At 72.9% G+C, this 14,624-nt stretch carries 18 protein-coding genes; 9 read left to right on the top strand and 9 right to left on the bottom strand.

Translation table 11 applies throughout. The features are described from left to right. Window positions 1-89: 89 nt before the first annotated feature. Genes AB0H71_RS03515 through AB0H71_RS03505 form a run of 3 tightly spaced genes read right to left on the bottom strand, consistent with a single transcriptional unit; the run spans window position 90 to window position 1,326 of the window. Window positions 90-350: a DUF4235 domain-containing protein gene (locus tag AB0H71_RS03515; RefSeq protein WP_357014455.1), complete on the bottom strand. Its 261-nt coding sequence runs from the start codon at window positions 348-350 to the stop codon at window positions 90-92. After that, entirely contained in the window at window positions 347-904 is a 558-nt protein-coding gene (locus AB0H71_RS03510) for a DUF3618 domain-containing protein (protein WP_357014454.1), read from the bottom strand. Before AB0H71_RS03510 ends, AB0H71_RS03515 begins: the two co-directional genes overlap by 4 nt. Continuing rightward, on the bottom strand, window positions 901-1,326 hold the full coding sequence (locus AB0H71_RS03505) for a phage holin family protein (protein WP_357014452.1): 426 nt from the start codon (window positions 1,324-1,326) through the stop codon (window positions 901-903). The genes AB0H71_RS03510 and AB0H71_RS03505 overlap by 4 nt, the downstream gene beginning before the upstream one ends. A gap of 158 nt (window positions 1,327-1,484) precedes the next feature. On the opposite strand from AB0H71_RS03505, the gene AB0H71_RS03500 reads away from it, so the two are divergent. The 3 genes from AB0H71_RS03500 (at window position 1,485) to AB0H71_RS03490 (ending at window position 3,816) form a co-directional block, all read left to right on the top strand. Beyond that, window positions 1,485-3,056, top strand: a complete 1,572-nt coding sequence (locus AB0H71_RS03500; protein WP_357014450.1) for an FAD-binding protein — start codon at window positions 1,485-1,487, stop codon at window positions 3,054-3,056. Next, complete coding sequence (locus AB0H71_RS03495) at window positions 3,053-3,388, top strand: 4Fe-4S dicluster domain-containing protein (RefSeq protein WP_357016130.1); 336 nt, start codon at window positions 3,053-3,055, stop codon at window positions 3,386-3,388. The genes AB0H71_RS03500 and AB0H71_RS03495 overlap by 4 nt, the downstream gene beginning before the upstream one ends. Window positions 3,389-3,474: 86 nt before the next feature. Continuing rightward, entirely contained in the window at window positions 3,475-3,816 is a 342-nt protein-coding gene (locus AB0H71_RS03490; RefSeq protein WP_357014449.1) for an Lsr2 family protein, read from the top strand. Window positions 3,817-3,822: 6 nt separating this feature from the next. Here the strand turns inward: AB0H71_RS03490 and AB0H71_RS03485 are convergent, their stop codons facing one another. From AB0H71_RS03485 to AB0H71_RS03475, 3 genes are all read right to left on the bottom strand, one after another. Continuing rightward, window positions 3,823-4,509, bottom strand: coding sequence for a PAS and ANTAR domain-containing protein (locus tag AB0H71_RS03485; protein WP_357014448.1), 687 nt, complete (start codon window positions 4,507-4,509; stop codon window positions 3,823-3,825). 39 nt (window positions 4,510-4,548) lie between these two features. Then, the gene (locus AB0H71_RS03480) at window positions 4,549-4,995 is read right to left on the bottom strand and encodes a response regulator (protein ID WP_357014447.1); all 447 of its coding nucleotides are present in this window, start codon (window positions 4,993-4,995) and stop codon (window positions 4,549-4,551) included. Window positions 4,996-5,179: 184 nt separating this feature from the next. Next, window positions 5,180-5,992, bottom strand: coding sequence for an alpha/beta hydrolase (locus AB0H71_RS03475; RefSeq protein WP_357014446.1), 813 nt, complete (start codon window positions 5,990-5,992; stop codon window positions 5,180-5,182). 144 nt (window positions 5,993-6,136) lie between these two features. Between AB0H71_RS03475 and AB0H71_RS03470 the strand changes: the two genes are divergently transcribed. Both AB0H71_RS03470 and AB0H71_RS03465 read left to right on the top strand, forming a co-directional pair. After that, a complete protein-coding gene (locus AB0H71_RS03470; RefSeq protein ID WP_357014444.1) occupies window positions 6,137-6,358 on the top strand; it encodes a DUF2945 domain-containing protein in 222 nt (73 codons plus the stop codon). Beyond that, window positions 6,351-6,680 carry a DUF3140 domain-containing protein gene (locus tag AB0H71_RS03465; protein WP_357014441.1) on the top strand — a complete coding sequence of 110 codons (330 nt, stop codon included), beginning with the start codon at window positions 6,351-6,353 and terminating at the stop codon, window positions 6,678-6,680. The genes AB0H71_RS03470 and AB0H71_RS03465 overlap by 8 nt, the downstream gene beginning before the upstream one ends. Here AB0H71_RS03465 and AB0H71_RS03460 read toward each other — a convergent pair. Beyond that, window positions 6,677-7,093, bottom strand: a complete 417-nt coding sequence (locus AB0H71_RS03460; protein ID WP_357014440.1) for a pyridoxamine 5'-phosphate oxidase family protein — start codon at window positions 7,091-7,093, stop codon at window positions 6,677-6,679. The two genes, AB0H71_RS03465 and AB0H71_RS03460, sit on opposite strands and share 4 nt — an antisense overlap. A gap of 84 nt (window positions 7,094-7,177) precedes the next feature. Between AB0H71_RS03460 and AB0H71_RS03455 the strand changes: the two genes are divergently transcribed. Continuing rightward, complete coding sequence (locus AB0H71_RS03455) at window positions 7,178-8,113, top strand: AraC family transcriptional regulator (RefSeq protein ID WP_357014438.1); 936 nt, start codon at window positions 7,178-7,180, stop codon at window positions 8,111-8,113. Here AB0H71_RS03455 and AB0H71_RS03450 read toward each other — a convergent pair whose 3' ends face one another. Then, on the bottom strand, window positions 8,114-8,854 hold the full coding sequence (locus tag AB0H71_RS03450; protein ID WP_357014436.1) for an SDR family oxidoreductase: 741 nt from the start codon (window positions 8,852-8,854) through the stop codon (window positions 8,114-8,116). A 23-nt stretch (window positions 8,855-8,877) separates the two neighbouring features. Next, window positions 8,878-10,236 carry a serine/threonine-protein kinase gene (locus tag AB0H71_RS03445; protein WP_357014435.1) on the bottom strand — a complete coding sequence of 453 codons (1,359 nt, stop codon included), beginning with the start codon at window positions 10,234-10,236 and terminating at the stop codon, window positions 8,878-8,880. Window positions 10,237-10,558: 322 nt separating this feature from the next. Here AB0H71_RS03445 and AB0H71_RS03440 point away from each other — a divergent pair, with 322 nt between their 5' ends. From AB0H71_RS03440 to AB0H71_RS03430, 3 genes are read left to right on the top strand one after another with little or no spacing between them, the layout of a single operon-like run. Continuing rightward, a complete protein-coding gene (locus AB0H71_RS03440) occupies window positions 10,559-11,425 on the top strand; it encodes a glycosyl hydrolase (protein WP_357014433.1) in 867 nt (288 codons plus the stop codon). After that, the gene (locus AB0H71_RS03435; protein ID WP_357014431.1) at window positions 11,422-12,651 is read left to right on the top strand and encodes a GAF domain-containing SpoIIE family protein phosphatase; all 1,230 of its coding nucleotides are present in this window, start codon (window positions 11,422-11,424) and stop codon (window positions 12,649-12,651) included. The genes AB0H71_RS03440 and AB0H71_RS03435 overlap by 4 nt, the downstream gene beginning before the upstream one ends. Next, window positions 12,648-14,624, top strand: a complete 1,977-nt coding sequence (locus AB0H71_RS03430) for a glycosyltransferase (protein WP_357014429.1) — start codon at window positions 12,648-12,650, stop codon at window positions 14,622-14,624. The genes AB0H71_RS03435 and AB0H71_RS03430 overlap by 4 nt, the downstream gene beginning before the upstream one ends.

Here is a 14,624-nt window from a genome sequence, read left to right as displayed (position 1 = left end):
TACCTCTCTCTCGTCGTCGGTCCCGATGTCCATTCGGTGGGCTACCCGGGATCGCCGGGCTCACGCAGCGGAGCCGCGTGAACGCCGTCTCACTCGTCCGGCCAGGTACCGGTGACCTTCTGGAAGCCCTCGGCGCCCGCGCGGTCGATGGCGGTCTTGACCAGGCCGAAGACGGCGCCCTGGACGGCGGCGGCGAGCAGCACCTCACGCCAGCCGTAATCCTCCGAGGTGGCGTGCGGTGCTTCGTCCTCGCCGCTGATGGCCTGCCAGATCTTGCCGAAGATCAGGTTGGCGAGGAGGCCGCCGAGCACGCTGACGGCGAGCCCGAGCGGTTTGTACGCGAGCTTCATCGCCTGCCCCGCTTCCGCAGCACCTGCCAGAGCACGACGCCGCTGACGACGCCGATGGCGACCGGCACCGGGTTGGCGCGGAGGAAGTCGGCGGCCTGGCGCCCGCCGCGGGCGACCGGCTCCGGAGTGGTCTCCCCGACCTTGGCGGCGGCGGCCTGCGTGCGCTCCTTGGCTACCGCGGCGGTCTCGGCCGCCTTCTGCTTGGCGACGGTCGCGGTCTCCGCGGCCTTCTCCTTCGCGACAGCGGCGGTCGCGGCGGCCTTGTCCTTGGCGGCGGTCGCGGAGTCCGCGGCGCGGTCCTTGGCGACGGCGGCGGTCTCGGCGACCCGCTCCCCCGCCTGCTGCGCGCTGCCGGTGACCTTGTCCTTGGCCCCGGCCGCGGCGGCCTTGGTGTTCTCCTTGACCTCCTGCGCCTTCTCCGAGGCGCGGGCGGGGACGTCGAGTTTGTGGGTCAGCTCCTCGACGGCCTGGCCGAGCTCCTCGCGGGCGCGGTCGCGGTCGGCGGCGACCAGTTCCTTCTCGGTCTCCGGGTCGATATCGGGGTCCGGGCTCACTGCCTGCGGCTCCTCTCCTTGATGGTGGCCACGTCCTGTTGCACGCCGTGCACGGCGTCCTCGGGAAGTGGCGGGGTGGCGCTCTGGACGTTCTTCTTGCCCGCGAGGGCGAGGATGCCGGCGACGACGAGCAGCACGACGCCGACGATGAGCGCGGCGGCCCAGGCGGGCAGCGGCTCGGCGAGGCCGATGATGGCGGCGGCGACGAGCGCGCCGACGCCGTAGAGCGCGAGCACGGTGCCCGCGCCGGCCAGCCCGGCGCCCTTGCCGATCCGTTTGCCCTTCTGCTGCATCTCCAGGGTGGCGAGCCGGATCTCGTCGCGGACGAGCCGGCTGAGCTGTTCGCTGGCGTCGCCGACGAGTTCGGAGACGGAGCGGGCGTCGGCGGGCCCGGTCCGGTCGGTGTGTGCGGCGTGCGTCATGTGTTCGCTTCCCTCCTCCGGTCGGGGTGCGGTTACCCCGGGCTCAGCGGGGCAAACGCCGGGTTCGGGGGGCCGGAATCGGGGTGAGCGCAACGGTGTTCGTGGGGGGTGGCGAGCCCTTACCGTCGGCCTATCGTGAGACCGGCGGGAGCGTTCCGATGAGTGATGTCTGGCAGACCGAGGCGGATGTGCTGGTGCTCGGCGGCGGGCCGGCCGCCGCGTGGGCGGCGTTGCACGCGCGGGCGGCGGGGGCCGAGGTGGTCCTGGTGGACAAGGGGTACTGCGGCACCAGCGGGGCGACGGCGCCGTCCGGGACGGGGGTCTGGTACGTGGCACCGGAGGCCGAGGCGCGGGCGAAGGCGAAGGCGAGCCGGGAGGCGCTGGGCGGGCATCTGGCGGATCACCGGTGGATGGATCGGGTGCTGGAGCAGACGTACGCGAATATGGAGCGGCTGGCGGTGGAGGGCCGCTACCCGTTCCCGGTGGATCCGGTGACGGGGGCGCAGCTGCGGACCGGGGTGCAGGGCCCGGAGTACATGCGGCGGATGCGGGCCTGGATCCGGCGGGCCGGGGTACGGATTCTGGATCACTCCCCCGCGCTGGAATTGCTGGTGGACGCGGACGGGGTGGTGCGCGGTGCGGCGGGATTTCAGCGGCAGCTGGGGCGGGAATATCGAATTGCGGCGGGGGCGGTGGTGCTGGCGACGGGCGGGTGCGCGTTCCTCTCCGGTGCGCTCGGCACGAATGTGAACACCGGGGACGGCGCGTTGATGGCGGCGGAGGTGGGTGCGCGGTTCTCCGGGATGGAATTCTCGAATGCGTACGCGATCGTGGCGAAGGGGTCGACGATCACGAAGACGGCCTATTACGGGTATGCCACGTTTTTCCGCCAGGACGGTTCGGTGCTCGAGGGTGCGGGGTCGCAGCGGGGGCGGTCGGTGATCGCGCGGGCGCTGCTCTCGGAGCGGGTTTTCGCGCAGCTGGATCGGGCGGACGCGGCGGTGCGGGAGCGGATGCGGCTGGGGCAGCCGAATTTCTTCCTGCAGTTCGATCGGCGCGGGATTGATCCGTTCCGGGAGCGGTTCGAGGTGGACATGCTGGCGGAGGGGACGGTGCGCGGCACCGGCGGGATCGATGTGCTGGACGACGACTGCTCGACGTCGGTGCCGGGGTTGTTCGCGGCGGGTGACGCGGCGACGCGGGAGCGGATCTGCGGGGGTTTCACCGGTGGCGGCAGCCATAATTCGGCGTGGGCGATGAGTTCTGGGTCGTGGGCGGGGGCTGGTGCGGCGCGGTTCGCGCTGCGCGGGCGCCCGGAGGCGGCGGGGTTGCGCGGGACCGGGCGGGCCGGGTTGCGGCCGTCGGGCGGGGCGGCGGTGGACGCGGAGTCGGTGCTGGAAGCGGCGCGGGCGGAGCTGATTCCGTTCGAGAAGAACTTTCTGCGGCACGGTGATCGGGTGCGGCCTGCGCTGGCGGCGCTGGACGGGGTGTGGGGTTCGGCGGTGGCCGGGCTCGATGGCGCGGCGGCGGGTGACGGCGGGGTGCGGGCGCGGCAGGCGGCGGCGATCACGGCGGTGGGGCGGTTGATGTACACCTCGACGTTGGCGCGCACCGAGACTCGCGGGATGAGCAAGCGGGCGGATCATCCGGAGCTGGATCCGGCGCAGCGGCACCATGTGCTCTGCGGCGGGGTGGATGCGGTGTGGACCGGGACGGCGGTGGCGTCGTGATCGAGCTGGTGCTGGCCGAGGCGTGCATCGGCTGTGACAAGTGTGTGGACGTGTGCCCGACGAATGTGTTCGATCGGACGGCGTCCGGTATTCCGGTGATCGCGCGGCAGCGGGATTGCCAGACCTGTTTCATGTGTGAGGCGTACTGCCCGGCGGATGCGCTGTTCGTGCACCCGGATTCGGCGCCGCGCCCGGTGGGGGCGGCGGTTCCGGCGGAAGAGATCGGGCGGTATCGGGAGCGGCTGGGCTGGGGGCGGGGACGGACGCCGGGCAGCCGGGTCGCGGTGGGGCCGGAGTTGCCGCGCGGGGCGCCGCCGCCGCGGCTGCCGTGAGTTGTTCGCCGCATTCTCGGGCGTGATCTCCTGGCGCTACAGTATTCCTGTCGCGTTTGTCGTCGCATTCGAAGAGGGAGAGCTTCATGGCACGCAAAGTCGTGGTCACGGTGGTGGACGATTACGACGGCATCTCGGCCGCGGATGAAATGGTCGCTTTCGGGGTGGACGGTGTGTCCTACGAGATCGATCTCTGCGCGGAGAATGCGCGTTCGCTGCGGAAATTCCTGGAGCAGTGGACGCCGTATGCGCGGAAGACCGGGCGGGCGGCGCGGAGCAGGAATGCCGGTGGGGGTCGTTCGTCGGCGAGCCGGGAGGATGTGGCGGCGATTCGGTCGTGGGCGAAGGAGAACGGCCACGAGATCTCCAGCCGGGGTCGTATTCCCTCGGAGATCGTCGCGGCGTATCGGGAGGCGCGGCCGGCCTGAACCGGTTCAGCCCTGGCCGGGCGGGATGCGCTCGTGGCCGGTGAGGAGCAGGTGGTCGAAGACGGTGAGGGTGTCCGGCCGGGGTGGCGGCACCTGCGGCAGGTCGGCGACGAGCTGGGCGGCGAGGGCGCGGAGTTTGGTGTTGGTCTCCTGGGAGCGCCAGGAGAGCACCTTGAAGGCCTGGTCGGCGCTGATGCCGTACATGCGCATGAGGATGCCCTTGGCCTGTTCGATGACGGCCCTGGATTCGACGATCTCCGGGACGACCTCGCTGACGGCGGCCTGGCCCGCGGCGTCGATGGTGTCGGTGAGGTCGATGTAGCAGCCGCTGGTGCCGATGGGTTCGCCGTCGGCGTCGAGGATGCGGTTGGCGACGACGAGGACGGTGTGCTCGCAGTCCCGGGTGTCGATGACGCGGTGTCGTCCGGCGAAGGGTTCGCGGTCGGTGCGGGCGCGGTCGATGAGCGCGGCGACCAGGTCGCGGTCGTCGGGGTGGTTGTGCGCGAGCACCAGCTCGGTGCTGGGTTCGACGGCGCCGGGTTCGTAGCCGTGCAGCCGGTAGACCTCGGGTGACCACTCCCAGCGGCCGTCGGCGAACCACAGCGTGAAGCCGCCCGTCACCTGGGGATCGACCGACTCGGGGAGGTCGGCGAGCGGGTCTTCCCGGCACTCGGGCACTGCGGACTCGGACACCCTGGAACAATAGCGCGACCTGCGCGGACGACACACCGGTCACGGGTGTGGCCGGGGCAACTTCACCACCCGGACGAAGAAGCCGTCGATCTGCTGGATGGCGGCCATGAAGGCGTCCAGGTCGACGGGTTTGGTGACGAAGGCGTTGGCGCGGGCGCGGTAGCTGCTCTCCACGTCCTCGGTGGCCGAGGAGGTGGTGAGCACGACGACCGGGATGGCGGCCAACTCGGGGTCGGCCTTGATCCGCTCCAGGACCTGGCGGCCGTCGTATTTGGGCAGGTTGAGGTCGAGCAGGATGAGGTCGGGGCGCACGGCGCCGGTGTGGGCGCCGCGGCGGTAGAGGAAGTCGAGCGCCTCCTGGCCGTCGCGGACGACGTGCAGGGTGTTGCCGAGGGTGTGGCTGTCGAAGGCCTCGCGGGTGATGAGTTCGTCGCCGGGGTCGTCCTCGACCAGCAGGACGTCGATCGGGTGCTCGGAGTCGGGCACGGCGGCCTCCCAGGTGTCCACCGCGCGCGGCGGAGTGCGGATGCCCCGGCCCTGATGGCGGTCGAGGTGCGGTCAGTCAACCAGATCCGGTGCGGCGCTGCGCCTCAGGGGCCGGGGAGGACCCGGGCGGGGTGGACGCCTCCGCGCGGGTTCCTGCTTCCGGTCCGCTCGCCTGCGGCGGGCTCTACTGCGCGGGGCCGACATTCCTGGTGGTGAGCCATTCCAGGACGCTCTCGGCGACCTCGGTCCAGCCGCTGTCCAGGGTGAGTGAGTGGCCGCGGTCGGGGAACTGCCTGAGGTCGGTAACGGCGGGTGAGCCGTGGTAGAGCTTGTGCGCGGCGCGGGTGACGACGTCGGGGACGGTGTGGTCCTTGCCGCCGGAGACGATGAGCAGGGGGCCGCGGGTGGGGTTGGCGGTGTCGACGGCGGCCGGGGAGTTCTTGCTGAAGTTGGCGAAGGCGGCTTCGAAGAGCGGGCGGCCGGGTGAGGGGATGGTCCAGGTGTCGAAGAGCCGGTCGGATTCGTCGGCGGGGATGGCGTTGCCGAAGCCGTAGCGGAACTGGCTCCGCGTGAGCGCGACCGAGCGGTTGCGGTTGGCGGGGTTGCCGAGGACCGGGAAGCCGGAGCGCAGCTGCGCGAAGGGCAGCGGCTTGACGCCCTTGATCTGGGCGGGGTCGATGGCGACGCCGGCCCGGCCGAGCCCGGCGGCGAGCAGCTTCTGCGCGAAGAGGCCGCCGAAGGAGTGGCCGATGAGCACCGGCGGGGTGTCGAGGGCGCGGATGATCCCGGTGTAGTGCGCGGTGACGTCGTCGATGCCGATTCCGGCGACCGCGTCCGGCTGTGCCCGCGCGGCCTCGACGGTGCCGGGTTCGCCGGGCCAGCCGGGGGTGTGCGGTTCGTAGCCGCGGGCGGCGAAGAGCTCCGCCCACGGCTGCCAGGAGGTGGCGTGCAGCCACAGGCCGTGGATGAAGACGACGGGGGTACGGGTGGCTGCCATGCGGGGTCTCCTCGGGACGCGGAACGCTCGGAAACTGTAGACCGATCCGGGCCGGTTCGCGCGCCGAGCTGCGCGTTTCCGCCTCGGTGGCCCGGGTAGCTCGGGGAATGATCGCTGATTTCCCGAACCGAGAGGAACCGCGCAATGAGCAAGGACCGATCGTTCAGCAAGGGCGACAAGGTGGAGTGGAAGAGCCACGGCAGCACCGCCGAGGGCAAGGTGGAGGAGAAGATCACCTCCGATACCGAGGCGGCCGGGCGCACCGTCCGCGCGTCGAAGGACGACCCGCAGTACCGGGTGCGCAGCGAGAAGAGCGGGCGCGATGCCGTGCACAAGCCGTCGGCGCTGAAGCCCGCCGATGACTGACGACGCGCAGACCAGGGCCGAGTTCGACGAGGCGGTCAATATGACCGGCGCCGAGCTGCGGCGCTGGCTGGATACCGAGGAGTCGAAGTCGGTGGGGCAGAAGCCCGACGGCGGCGGGGAGTCCACCGGCCACCACAGCGGCCGCCGGATCCTGGACATCCTCGCCGCCGGCGAGCTCACCGATGCCGACTACGCGCACATGCGCAAGGTGGTCGGCTACGTGCACCGGCATGCGAAGCAGCGCCCGTCCGGTGATGTCGAGGACACGAAGTGGCGCTACTCGCTGATGAACTGGGGGCACGATCCCCTGAAGCAGGGCTAGTAGCCCACCCGGGCCACCCGCTCGGGGTGCAGGACGATCCGGACGAACTCGCCCGCGCGCATGGTGGCGAGGGCGGCGGCGCGGGCCGGGTCGCCGAGGTCCCAGTAGCGGGCGGCGAGCCGGTCGCAGAGGTCGCGGGCGCCGTCGGGTTCGACGGTGACCGGGCCCGCGACGGAGACCCAGCGCTCGGGCTCCCCCACCGGGGCGGCGACCACGAGCGAGGCGCGCGGGTCGGTGCGCAGCCTGCGCAGCTTGGCGGCGCCGGGTTCGGTGAAGATCTGGACGGTGTGGTCGGCGGCGAGTTCGAACCAGACCGGGCGCGGCTGCGGTGGCACCGGTCCCGCGGCGACGGTGAGGAAGCCGTGCAGGGGGCGGCGCAGGAAGGCGATGTCGCCGGGGGTGAGGGTGCTCATGGTTCTCGATTCAACCGGTGCCGGACCGGACAGAGCCATAGGTGAGACACCGGATTGCCTGCCCATTCGTCTAATCTGGCGGGGGTGGATGTCTTCGGTGACCTGATTCGCGGGGTGCGGGCGCAGGGTTCCCTGTTCGGCAGCTCGACGCTCACCCCGCCGTGGTCGCTGCACTTCGTGGACGGCGCGCCGTTGACGCTGTGCACGGTGCTGTCGGGTGCGGGCTGGATTGTGCCGGAGCAAGGGCCGCCGGAGCGGGTGCGCGCCTATGAGACGGCGGTGGTGCGCGGCCCCGCGACCTTCACCTTCGTCGACGAGCCGGGCACCGCGGCCGAGCCGGTGGCCTGCGGGGCGTTCTGCTCGGGGCCGGAGCAGGGCGGGACCAGGCACCGGCTGGGGTGGGCGGACTGCGGTGAACCGGCGCCGGGCGCGACCACGCTGATCGTGGGCGCCTACCCGGTGCACGGGGAGCTCGGCGGCCGGTTGCTCGACGCGCTGCCCGCGGTGCTGCGGGTGGGGTCGGGCGGGACCGGGGACGCGGTGCTCGACCACCTGGCGGCCGAGGTCGCCGCCGACGTGCCCGGCCAGCAGGTGGTGCTGGACCGGCTGCTGGACTGGATGCTGGTGTGCACCCTGCGCGCGTGGTTCGACCGGCCCGGTGGCGAGCCGCCCGCCTGGTGGGCGGCGCAGCGCGACCCGGTGGCCGGTGCCGCGCTGCGGCTGCTGCACGCCGAGCCGGCCGCGCCGTGGACGGTGGCGGCGCTGGCCGGCCGCACCGGGGTGTCGCGCTCCACGCTGGCCAAGCGCTTCGCCGAGCTGGTCGGTGAGCCGCCGCTCACCTACCTGACCCGCTGGCGGATGACGCTGGCGGCGGAGCTGCTGGCCGAGCGGGAGACCAGCATCGCCGAGGTCGCGCGGACCGTCGGGTACGCGGACCCGTTCGGGTTCAGCGCGGCCTTCAAACGGGTGCGCGGGGTGGCGCCGAGCGAGTTCCGGCTGCGGCGGCGCGAACCCGCCTGATCAGCCCGCGGTCTTGCCGTTGTCGGCGGTGTAGATCGCGCCGTGGATGGCGGCGGCGTCGTCGCCGGCCAGGAAGGCGACGAGTTTCGCGACGGCCGCCGGTTCGCTGAGCCCGCGCGGCGAGGCCACCCGCATGACGAGGTTCGGGTCGGCGCCGTCGGGCAGGGTGAAGCCGGTGACCTGCGGGGTGAGCATGCCGCCCGGGCAGACGGCGTTGACCCGCAGCTGGGTGGCGGTGAATTCGACGGCGAGCGCGCGGGTGAGCCCGACCAGGCCGTGCTTGGCCGCGCAGTACCCGGCGGAGTACGCCTGGCCCTCGATGCCGGCGATCGAGGCGACATTGACGATGCTGCCGCCGGTCTCCAGCAGGTGCGGGAGGGCGGCGCGGGAGAGGTGGAAGGGGCCGTTGAGGTTGACCGCGAGGTCGCGTTCCCACTCCTCGTCGGTGACGTCGGCGGTGTGGCGCATGGCGTGCTGTCCGGCGACGTTGATCAGGGTGTCGAGCCGGCCGAGTTCGGTGACGCAGCGGGTGACGGCCGCGCGGCACTCGGCGGGGCCGGCGATGTCGGCGAGCGCGTAGCGGCCGCCGGGGATGTGCTCGAAGACGGCGGCGAGGCGGTGCTCGTCGCGGGCGACGCCGAAGACGGTGGCGCCGCGCTCGCCGAGCAGCTGGGCGACGGCGGCGCCGAGCCCCGATGACGCGCCGGTGACGAGCGCGACCTTTCCCGACATGTCAGTCATGGGGGTCACGATAGAACGGGGCGTTACTTGTCCGGCTTGGGTGGCTTGATTTTCCCGTTGCCGTTGTTGCTGCCGGGGCCGTTCCCGTTCCCGGAGTTGCCGTTTCCATTGCCGTTGTTGCCGGGGCGCGGTTCGGGGGCGGCGCTCTCGATGATGATCGGCTCGGGTTCGGGTGCCGGGGGCGGTGGTTCGGCTGTGTCGTTCTCGCAGTCCGGGCAGGGGGCGGGGGTGGCCGCGATGGGGGCGGCGCTGCGCGGGGGCAGGGGCAGGGTCGTGGCGGTGGCGGCGGGCGGGGTGGTCGGGGCGCCGTCGGTGATACCGGTGGCGGCGGGGCGGTTGAGGTAGAGGGCGCCGCCGACCACGGCGGCGAGCCCGGCCAGTGCGGCCGCCGCGAGCCGGTGCCGGTTGCCGCCGGTCGGCGCGGTGCCGGGGCCGTTGTCGCCGGCCGGCGCGGTGCCGGGGCGGATGCCGACAGGCGCGGTGCCAGGGCGGGTGATCGGGGCGGGCGCGGGGAAGCGGTAGGTGGCGGCGGGCACGGTGGCGGGCGCGATGTCGGCGGTCGCGATATCGCCACCCCCGACGGCCGCGCGGGCGGCGGCGACGAACTGCTCCACATCGGCGTAGCGCTCCCCCGGCTCCTTCGCCATGCCGCGGACGATCACCGCGTCCAGCTCGCGCGGCACCGCGGGGTTGAGCATGCTCGCGGCGGGCGGGGCGGTCATGAGGTGGGCGAGCACCTGCTGCGGTGAGTCGCCGTCGCCGAAGGGCCTGCGGCCGGTGAGCAGCTCGAAGAGCACGCAGGCCAGCGAGTACTGGTCGGAGCGGGCGTCGGCGGCGCCGGAGAAGCGCTCCGGGGCCACGTAGCCGAGGGTGCCGACCAGGTTGCCGGTGGCGGTGATGGCGGGCTGCCCGTCGCGGGTGGCGGTGCCGAAGTCGATGAGGTAGACGAACTCCCGCGGCGTCACCATGAGGTTCGACGGTTTGACGTCGCGGTGTACCAGCCCGATCCGGTGCGCCGCCGCCAGCGCGGTGCCGGCCTGGGCGACGATGCCGGTCGCGCGGCCGGGCGCGAGCCGCACCTCGCGGCGCAGCAGGGCGGCGGCGTCGATGCCGTCGATGAGCTCCATGTCCAGGTAGAGCAGCCCGTCGAGCTCGCCGAAGGCGTGGATGGTGACGGTGTGCGGGCCGCGCAGCTGGGCGGCGAGCCTGGCCTCCCTGGTGAACCGCCGCCGGAAGCCGGGGTCGGCGGCCAGGTCGGCGGCGAGCACCTTGAGCGCCACGTCCCGGTCGGTGGTGCTGTCGTGGGCCAGCCAGACCCGGCCCGAGCCGCCGCTGCCGAGCAGCCGATCGAGGCGGTAGTGGCCGAACCACGTCTCGCCCATGTGCAGAACCTCCCGTACGCGCTCCCCTCGTCGCGGTATGACCGCTGCACCGCGACGGAAACCGCGACGGCGAACCGCCGCGGCCGATCCGATCCTCGCGCGGCCTCCGGCACCCGGTGCGGGATTCGGCCGGACGCGCGGCGGGGATCGATTCGCCCCACGGTAACGAGCCGCCGCCGATGGGCCGTCGCCCGGCCCGCTCGAGACCGCGCCGTTTCGCGGAAAGAGCGACCCGCGCTCCCCCGAATCACTGATTAGCGGAGAGGTAGCCGGGTAGGGTTTTCCGGACGGCTCCAGCACCGCTACCGGGAGGAGTAGTGAGATGCGCACCGATCCGGACACGGTGCTCGATCGTCGACCGGCCACCGGAGGGCTCCGGTTCGGCATCAGCACGCCCGGCGGGGCGGCGGCCGCGGCCGAACGCGCCGCGACCGCGGCCGCGGTGGGCGCGATCCCCGAACTCGTGCTCTGGTTCACCGATTTCGCCGCGGCGGCGCCGGACGCGGAGCTCACCGCGGTGACCGGCGCGACCCCGATCATCACCTGGGAGCCGTGGCTGGCACTCGGCGCCGGGCGCTACGACCGCTCGGCGTTCCCGCTCACCGCCATCGCCGCCGGGGCCGAGGACGACCACGTGCGCGCCTGGGCCCGCGCGCTCGCCCCGCACCGGGCCGGGCTCCGCTTCGCCCACGAGTTCAACGGCGACTGGTACCCGTGGTCGGGCGATCCGGAGTGCTACGTGCGCGCGTGGCGCCGCCTGCACGGCCTGATCGCCGCCGAGGCGCCGGGGGTGCGCTGGATCTGGTCCCCGAACGCACCGTTCGCGCAGGTCCCGGCGGCGTGGTACCCCGGCGACGAGTACGTCGACGTGGTCGGGCTCGACGGCTACAACTGGGGCACCGCCCGGCCGGGCGGCCGCTGGGTGCGGCCGGCCGAGCTGTTCGGCCCCGCGCTGGCGGCGCTGCGCGAGCTGGGTAAGCCGGTGCTGGTGACCGAGGTGGGCTGCGCGGAGGCGGGCGGCTCGAAACCGGCCTGGATCACCGAACTGGTCGCGCTGCTCACCGCCGACCCGGCCGTGGCCGGGTTCGTGTGGTTCGACCACGACAAGGAGACCGACTGGCGGCTGTGCAGCAGCCCCGCCGCGGCGCGGGCGATGGCGGCCGCGCTCGACCAGGAGGCGCGACCATGACCGATACCGCCCTGTTCACGCTGCCGCCCGAGGTGGAGGCCGCGCGGGTGCGCTCGCTGGAGCAGCTGCACATGGCGGGCACCCCGCCGGAGGAACGGTTCGCCCGGATCACCCGGATGGCGCGGGTGGTGTTCGGGGTGCCGGCCTCCTCGGTGAACCTCATCGACGGCGAACGCCAGTGGTTCAAGCAGCTCGACGGCCTCGACCTGGGCGCGCACAATCCGCGGGAGGAGGCGGTGTGCCAGGCGACGATCGTGCGCGCCTACACCGCACCGGCCGAGCCCGCGCTGGTGCTCGAGGACGCGGCCGCGATCCCGGAGTTCGCCGCGCTGCCCAGCATCGGCGGCGCCGACGGGATCCGCTTCTACGCCGGCTACCCGCTCTACGGCCCCGGCGGGCACGCGGTCGGCACCTTCTGCCTCTACGACTCGGTGCCCCGATCGCTGGACGACGCCCAGCTGGCTGCCTTCCGCGAGCTGGCCGGGTGGGCGCAGCGCGAGCTGGAGAGCTCCGACGATCTCGAGCGCGCCGCCATCGTGCAGCGCAGGCTGCTGCCACCGCCGCTCGGCGATCTGCCCGGCTACCGCGTCTGCGCGACCTGCCTGCCCGCCTACGCGGTCGGCGGCGACTTCTACGACCACTACCGCGACGACGGCGGGCTGATCTTCACCCTGGCCGACGTCATGGGCAAGGGGCTGGGCGCGGCCATCCTCACCGCGGGCGTGCGCTCGGCGCTGCGCGGTGCGTCGCGGGCGGTGCGCGGGGTGGGCGCGGGCCCGGACCTGGCCTCGGTGGTCGACGCGGTCGATGCCCAGCTCACCGACGACCTCACCAGCACCGACACCTTCGTCACGCTCTTCCACGCCCGGCTCGAGCTCGACACCGGCGCCGTGCGCTACGTCGACGCCGGGCACGGCCTCTCGGTGCTGACCAGGGCCGGTGGCGAGACGACGCCGCTGCCCGGCCGCGGGCTGCCGCTCGGCGTCGTGCCCGGCGAGCACTGGAGCGCGGGCGCGCTTCGCCTCGAACCCGGCGACACCCTCACCATCGCCTCCGACGGCCTGCTGGAGCTGCTCGACCCGGCCGGTGACGCCGGGACCGTGGCGGAGTTCGTGCGCGCGCACCCCGAACCGGGGGCGCTCTGCGCCGCGGTGCGGGAGCTCGCCGCGAGCTGCCCGCCGCTGGACGACGCGACGGTGCTGGCGATCCGCCGGGAGCCGGAGTGAGCGCGCACGCCGTCGCCACCACCTCGACCGCGCGCTCGACGCCGTCGCCGTGGCTGCGGCTGCTCATCGTGCTCACCGCCGCGCTCGGGGTGAACTACGTGGTGTGGCGCTGGCTGGTGGCCACCAACTGGTCGGCGTGGTGGATCGCGGTGCCGCTGGTGATCTCGGAGACCTACAGCCTGATCGACTCGCTGCTGTTCGGGCTGACCATGTGGCAGTGGCACCGCCGCCGCACGCCACCGCCGCCGCCGGCCGGGGCGACCGTCGACGTCTTCGTCACCACTTACAACGAGCCGGTCGAGCTGGTGCTCACCACCGCCGAGGCGGCGCAGCGGATCCACTACCCGCACCGCACCTGGATCCTGGACGACGGCGCCCGCGGCGAGCTGGCCGCGGCCGCCGCGGAGCGCGGCATCGACTACCTGACCCGCAGCGCGCACTGGGACGACAAGCCGCGCCACGCCAAGGCGGGCAACCTGAACAACGCGCTGATGGAGACCGACGCCGAGTACATCCTGATCCTGGACGCCGACCAGATCCCGGAGCCGGAGATCCTGGACCGCACCCTCGGCTACTTCCACGACCCGGACATGGCGATGGTGCAGACCCCGCAGTACTTCGTCAACGTCCCCCGCGCCGACCCGCTCGGCAGCCAGGCGCCGCTCTTCTACGGCCCGATCCAGCAGGGCAAGGACGGCTGGAACGCCGCCTACTTCTGCGGCTCCAACGCGATACTGCGGCGCGAGGCGCTCATGCGGCTCGGCATCGCCGGCTACGTCGAGGCCGTCGAGGAGGGGGTGCGGCGCACCCTCTACGCCGCCCGCAAGATCCTGCGCTCGGCGCGGCGCCGGGCGGACACCGCGCAGGTCCGCGCCGCGCTGGACGCCGTCGCCGGCGCGGTCCGCGACGCCCGCCGCGAGCTGCGCGCCAAGGAGCCGCTGGCCGAGCTCACCTACACCTTCCAGCAGCGCGTGGACACCGCGACCAAGAGCCTGGTCGACGCCGACCTCACCGCCATGCGCGCCGACCTCGACGCCATCGAGGAGCTGCGCGCGCAGTCCGGCGGCGACGGCGGACCGGCGCCGGTGCTCTTCGACGACGAGGTGCTCGCCGCGCTGGCCGGGCGGGAGTGGTCGCCGCTGGGCGCGCTGGAGTCCATCGGGGCGCTCATTCGCGCGGTGGACGTCGGGCGCGACGACGAGGCCCAGCCGATCCTGCCGATGGCCACCATCTCGGTCACCGAGGACATGGCCACCTGCATGCGCATGCACGCCCAGGGCTGGCACACCGCCTACCATCACGAGGCGCTGGCCTGGGGGCTCGCCCCCGACGACGTGGGCACCATGCTCACCCAGCGGCTGCGCTGGGCGCAGGGCACCGTGCAGGTGATGCTGAAGGAGAACCCGCTGGTGCAGCGGGGGCTCTCCTGGGGGCAGCGGCTCATGTACTTCGCGACCATGTGGAGCTACCTGGCCGGGTTCGCCGCGCTGGCCTACATCGCCGCGCCGATCATCTTCCTGATCTTCGGGATCATGCCGGTGACCGCGTACAGCTGGGACTTCTTCGGCAGGCTGATCCCGTTCCTGCTGCTCAACCAGTTGCTGTTCCTGGTGGTGAGCCGCGGCACCTCGACCTGGCGCGGCCAGCAGTACAGCCTGGCGCTGTTCCCGGTGTGGATCCGGGCCTGCGTCACCGCCTTCCGCAATGTCTACTTCGACCGCCCGCTGGGTTTCGCCGTGACGCCGAAGACCAAGCAGCACCGCGACGCGCTGCCGTGGCACCTGGTGAAGTGGCAGCTGCTGGCGATGGCGCTGCTCTCGGTCGCGGTCGTCGTCGGCGTGGTGCGGCTGTACTTCGGCGCCATCTCCCCGCTCGGCGTCGGGGTGAACCTGGTGTGGGTCGTCTTCGACCTGCTGATCCTGAGCGTGGTGTTCCAGGCAGTGCGCTATCACGGCTACGAACCGGAGGCATGA

Source organism: Nocardia sp. NPDC050697 (assembly GCF_040654395.1).
GTDB lineage: Bacteria > Actinomycetota > Actinomycetes > Mycobacteriales > Mycobacteriaceae > Nocardia.
This window is presented reverse-complemented; position numbering and strand designations above follow the sequence as displayed.

What these genes read in the sequence shown, in the direction of transcription:
- AB0H71_RS03515 (WP_357014455.1), bottom strand. Translation starts at nt 350, where the DNA reads ATGAAGCTCGCGTACAAACCGCTCGGGCTCGCCGTCAGCGTGCTCGGC.
- AB0H71_RS03505 (WP_357014452.1), bottom strand. Translation starts at nt 1,326, where the DNA reads ATGACGCACGCCGCACACACCGACCGGACCGGGCCCGCCGACGCCCGC.
- AB0H71_RS03500 (WP_357014450.1), top strand. Translation starts at nt 1,485, where the DNA reads ATGAGTGATGTCTGGCAGACCGAGGCGGATGTGCTGGTGCTCGGCGGC.
- AB0H71_RS03490 (WP_357014449.1), top strand. Translation starts at nt 3,475, where the DNA reads ATGGCACGCAAAGTCGTGGTCACGGTGGTGGACGATTACGACGGCATC.
- AB0H71_RS03475 (WP_357014446.1), bottom strand. Translation starts at nt 5,992, where the DNA reads ATGGCAGCCACCCGTACCCCCGTCGTCTTCATCCACGGCCTGTGGCTG.
- AB0H71_RS03470 (WP_357014444.1), top strand. Translation starts at nt 6,137, where the DNA reads ATGAGCAAGGACCGATCGTTCAGCAAGGGCGACAAGGTGGAGTGGAAG.
- AB0H71_RS03465 (WP_357014441.1), top strand. Translation starts at nt 6,351, where the DNA reads ATGACTGACGACGCGCAGACCAGGGCCGAGTTCGACGAGGCGGTCAAT.
- AB0H71_RS03460 (WP_357014440.1), bottom strand. Translation starts at nt 7,093, where the DNA reads ATGAGCACCCTCACCCCCGGCGACATCGCCTTCCTGCGCCGCCCCCTG.
- AB0H71_RS03450 (WP_357014436.1), bottom strand. Translation starts at nt 8,854, where the DNA reads ATGACTGACATGTCGGGAAAGGTCGCGCTCGTCACCGGCGCGTCATCG.
- AB0H71_RS03445 (WP_357014435.1), bottom strand. Translation starts at nt 10,236, where the DNA reads ATGGGCGAGACGTGGTTCGGCCACTACCGCCTCGATCGGCTGCTCGGC.
- AB0H71_RS03440 (WP_357014433.1), top strand. Translation starts at nt 10,559, where the DNA reads ATGCGCACCGATCCGGACACGGTGCTCGATCGTCGACCGGCCACCGGA.
- AB0H71_RS03435 (WP_357014431.1), top strand. Translation starts at nt 11,422, where the DNA reads ATGACCGATACCGCCCTGTTCACGCTGCCGCCCGAGGTGGAGGCCGCG.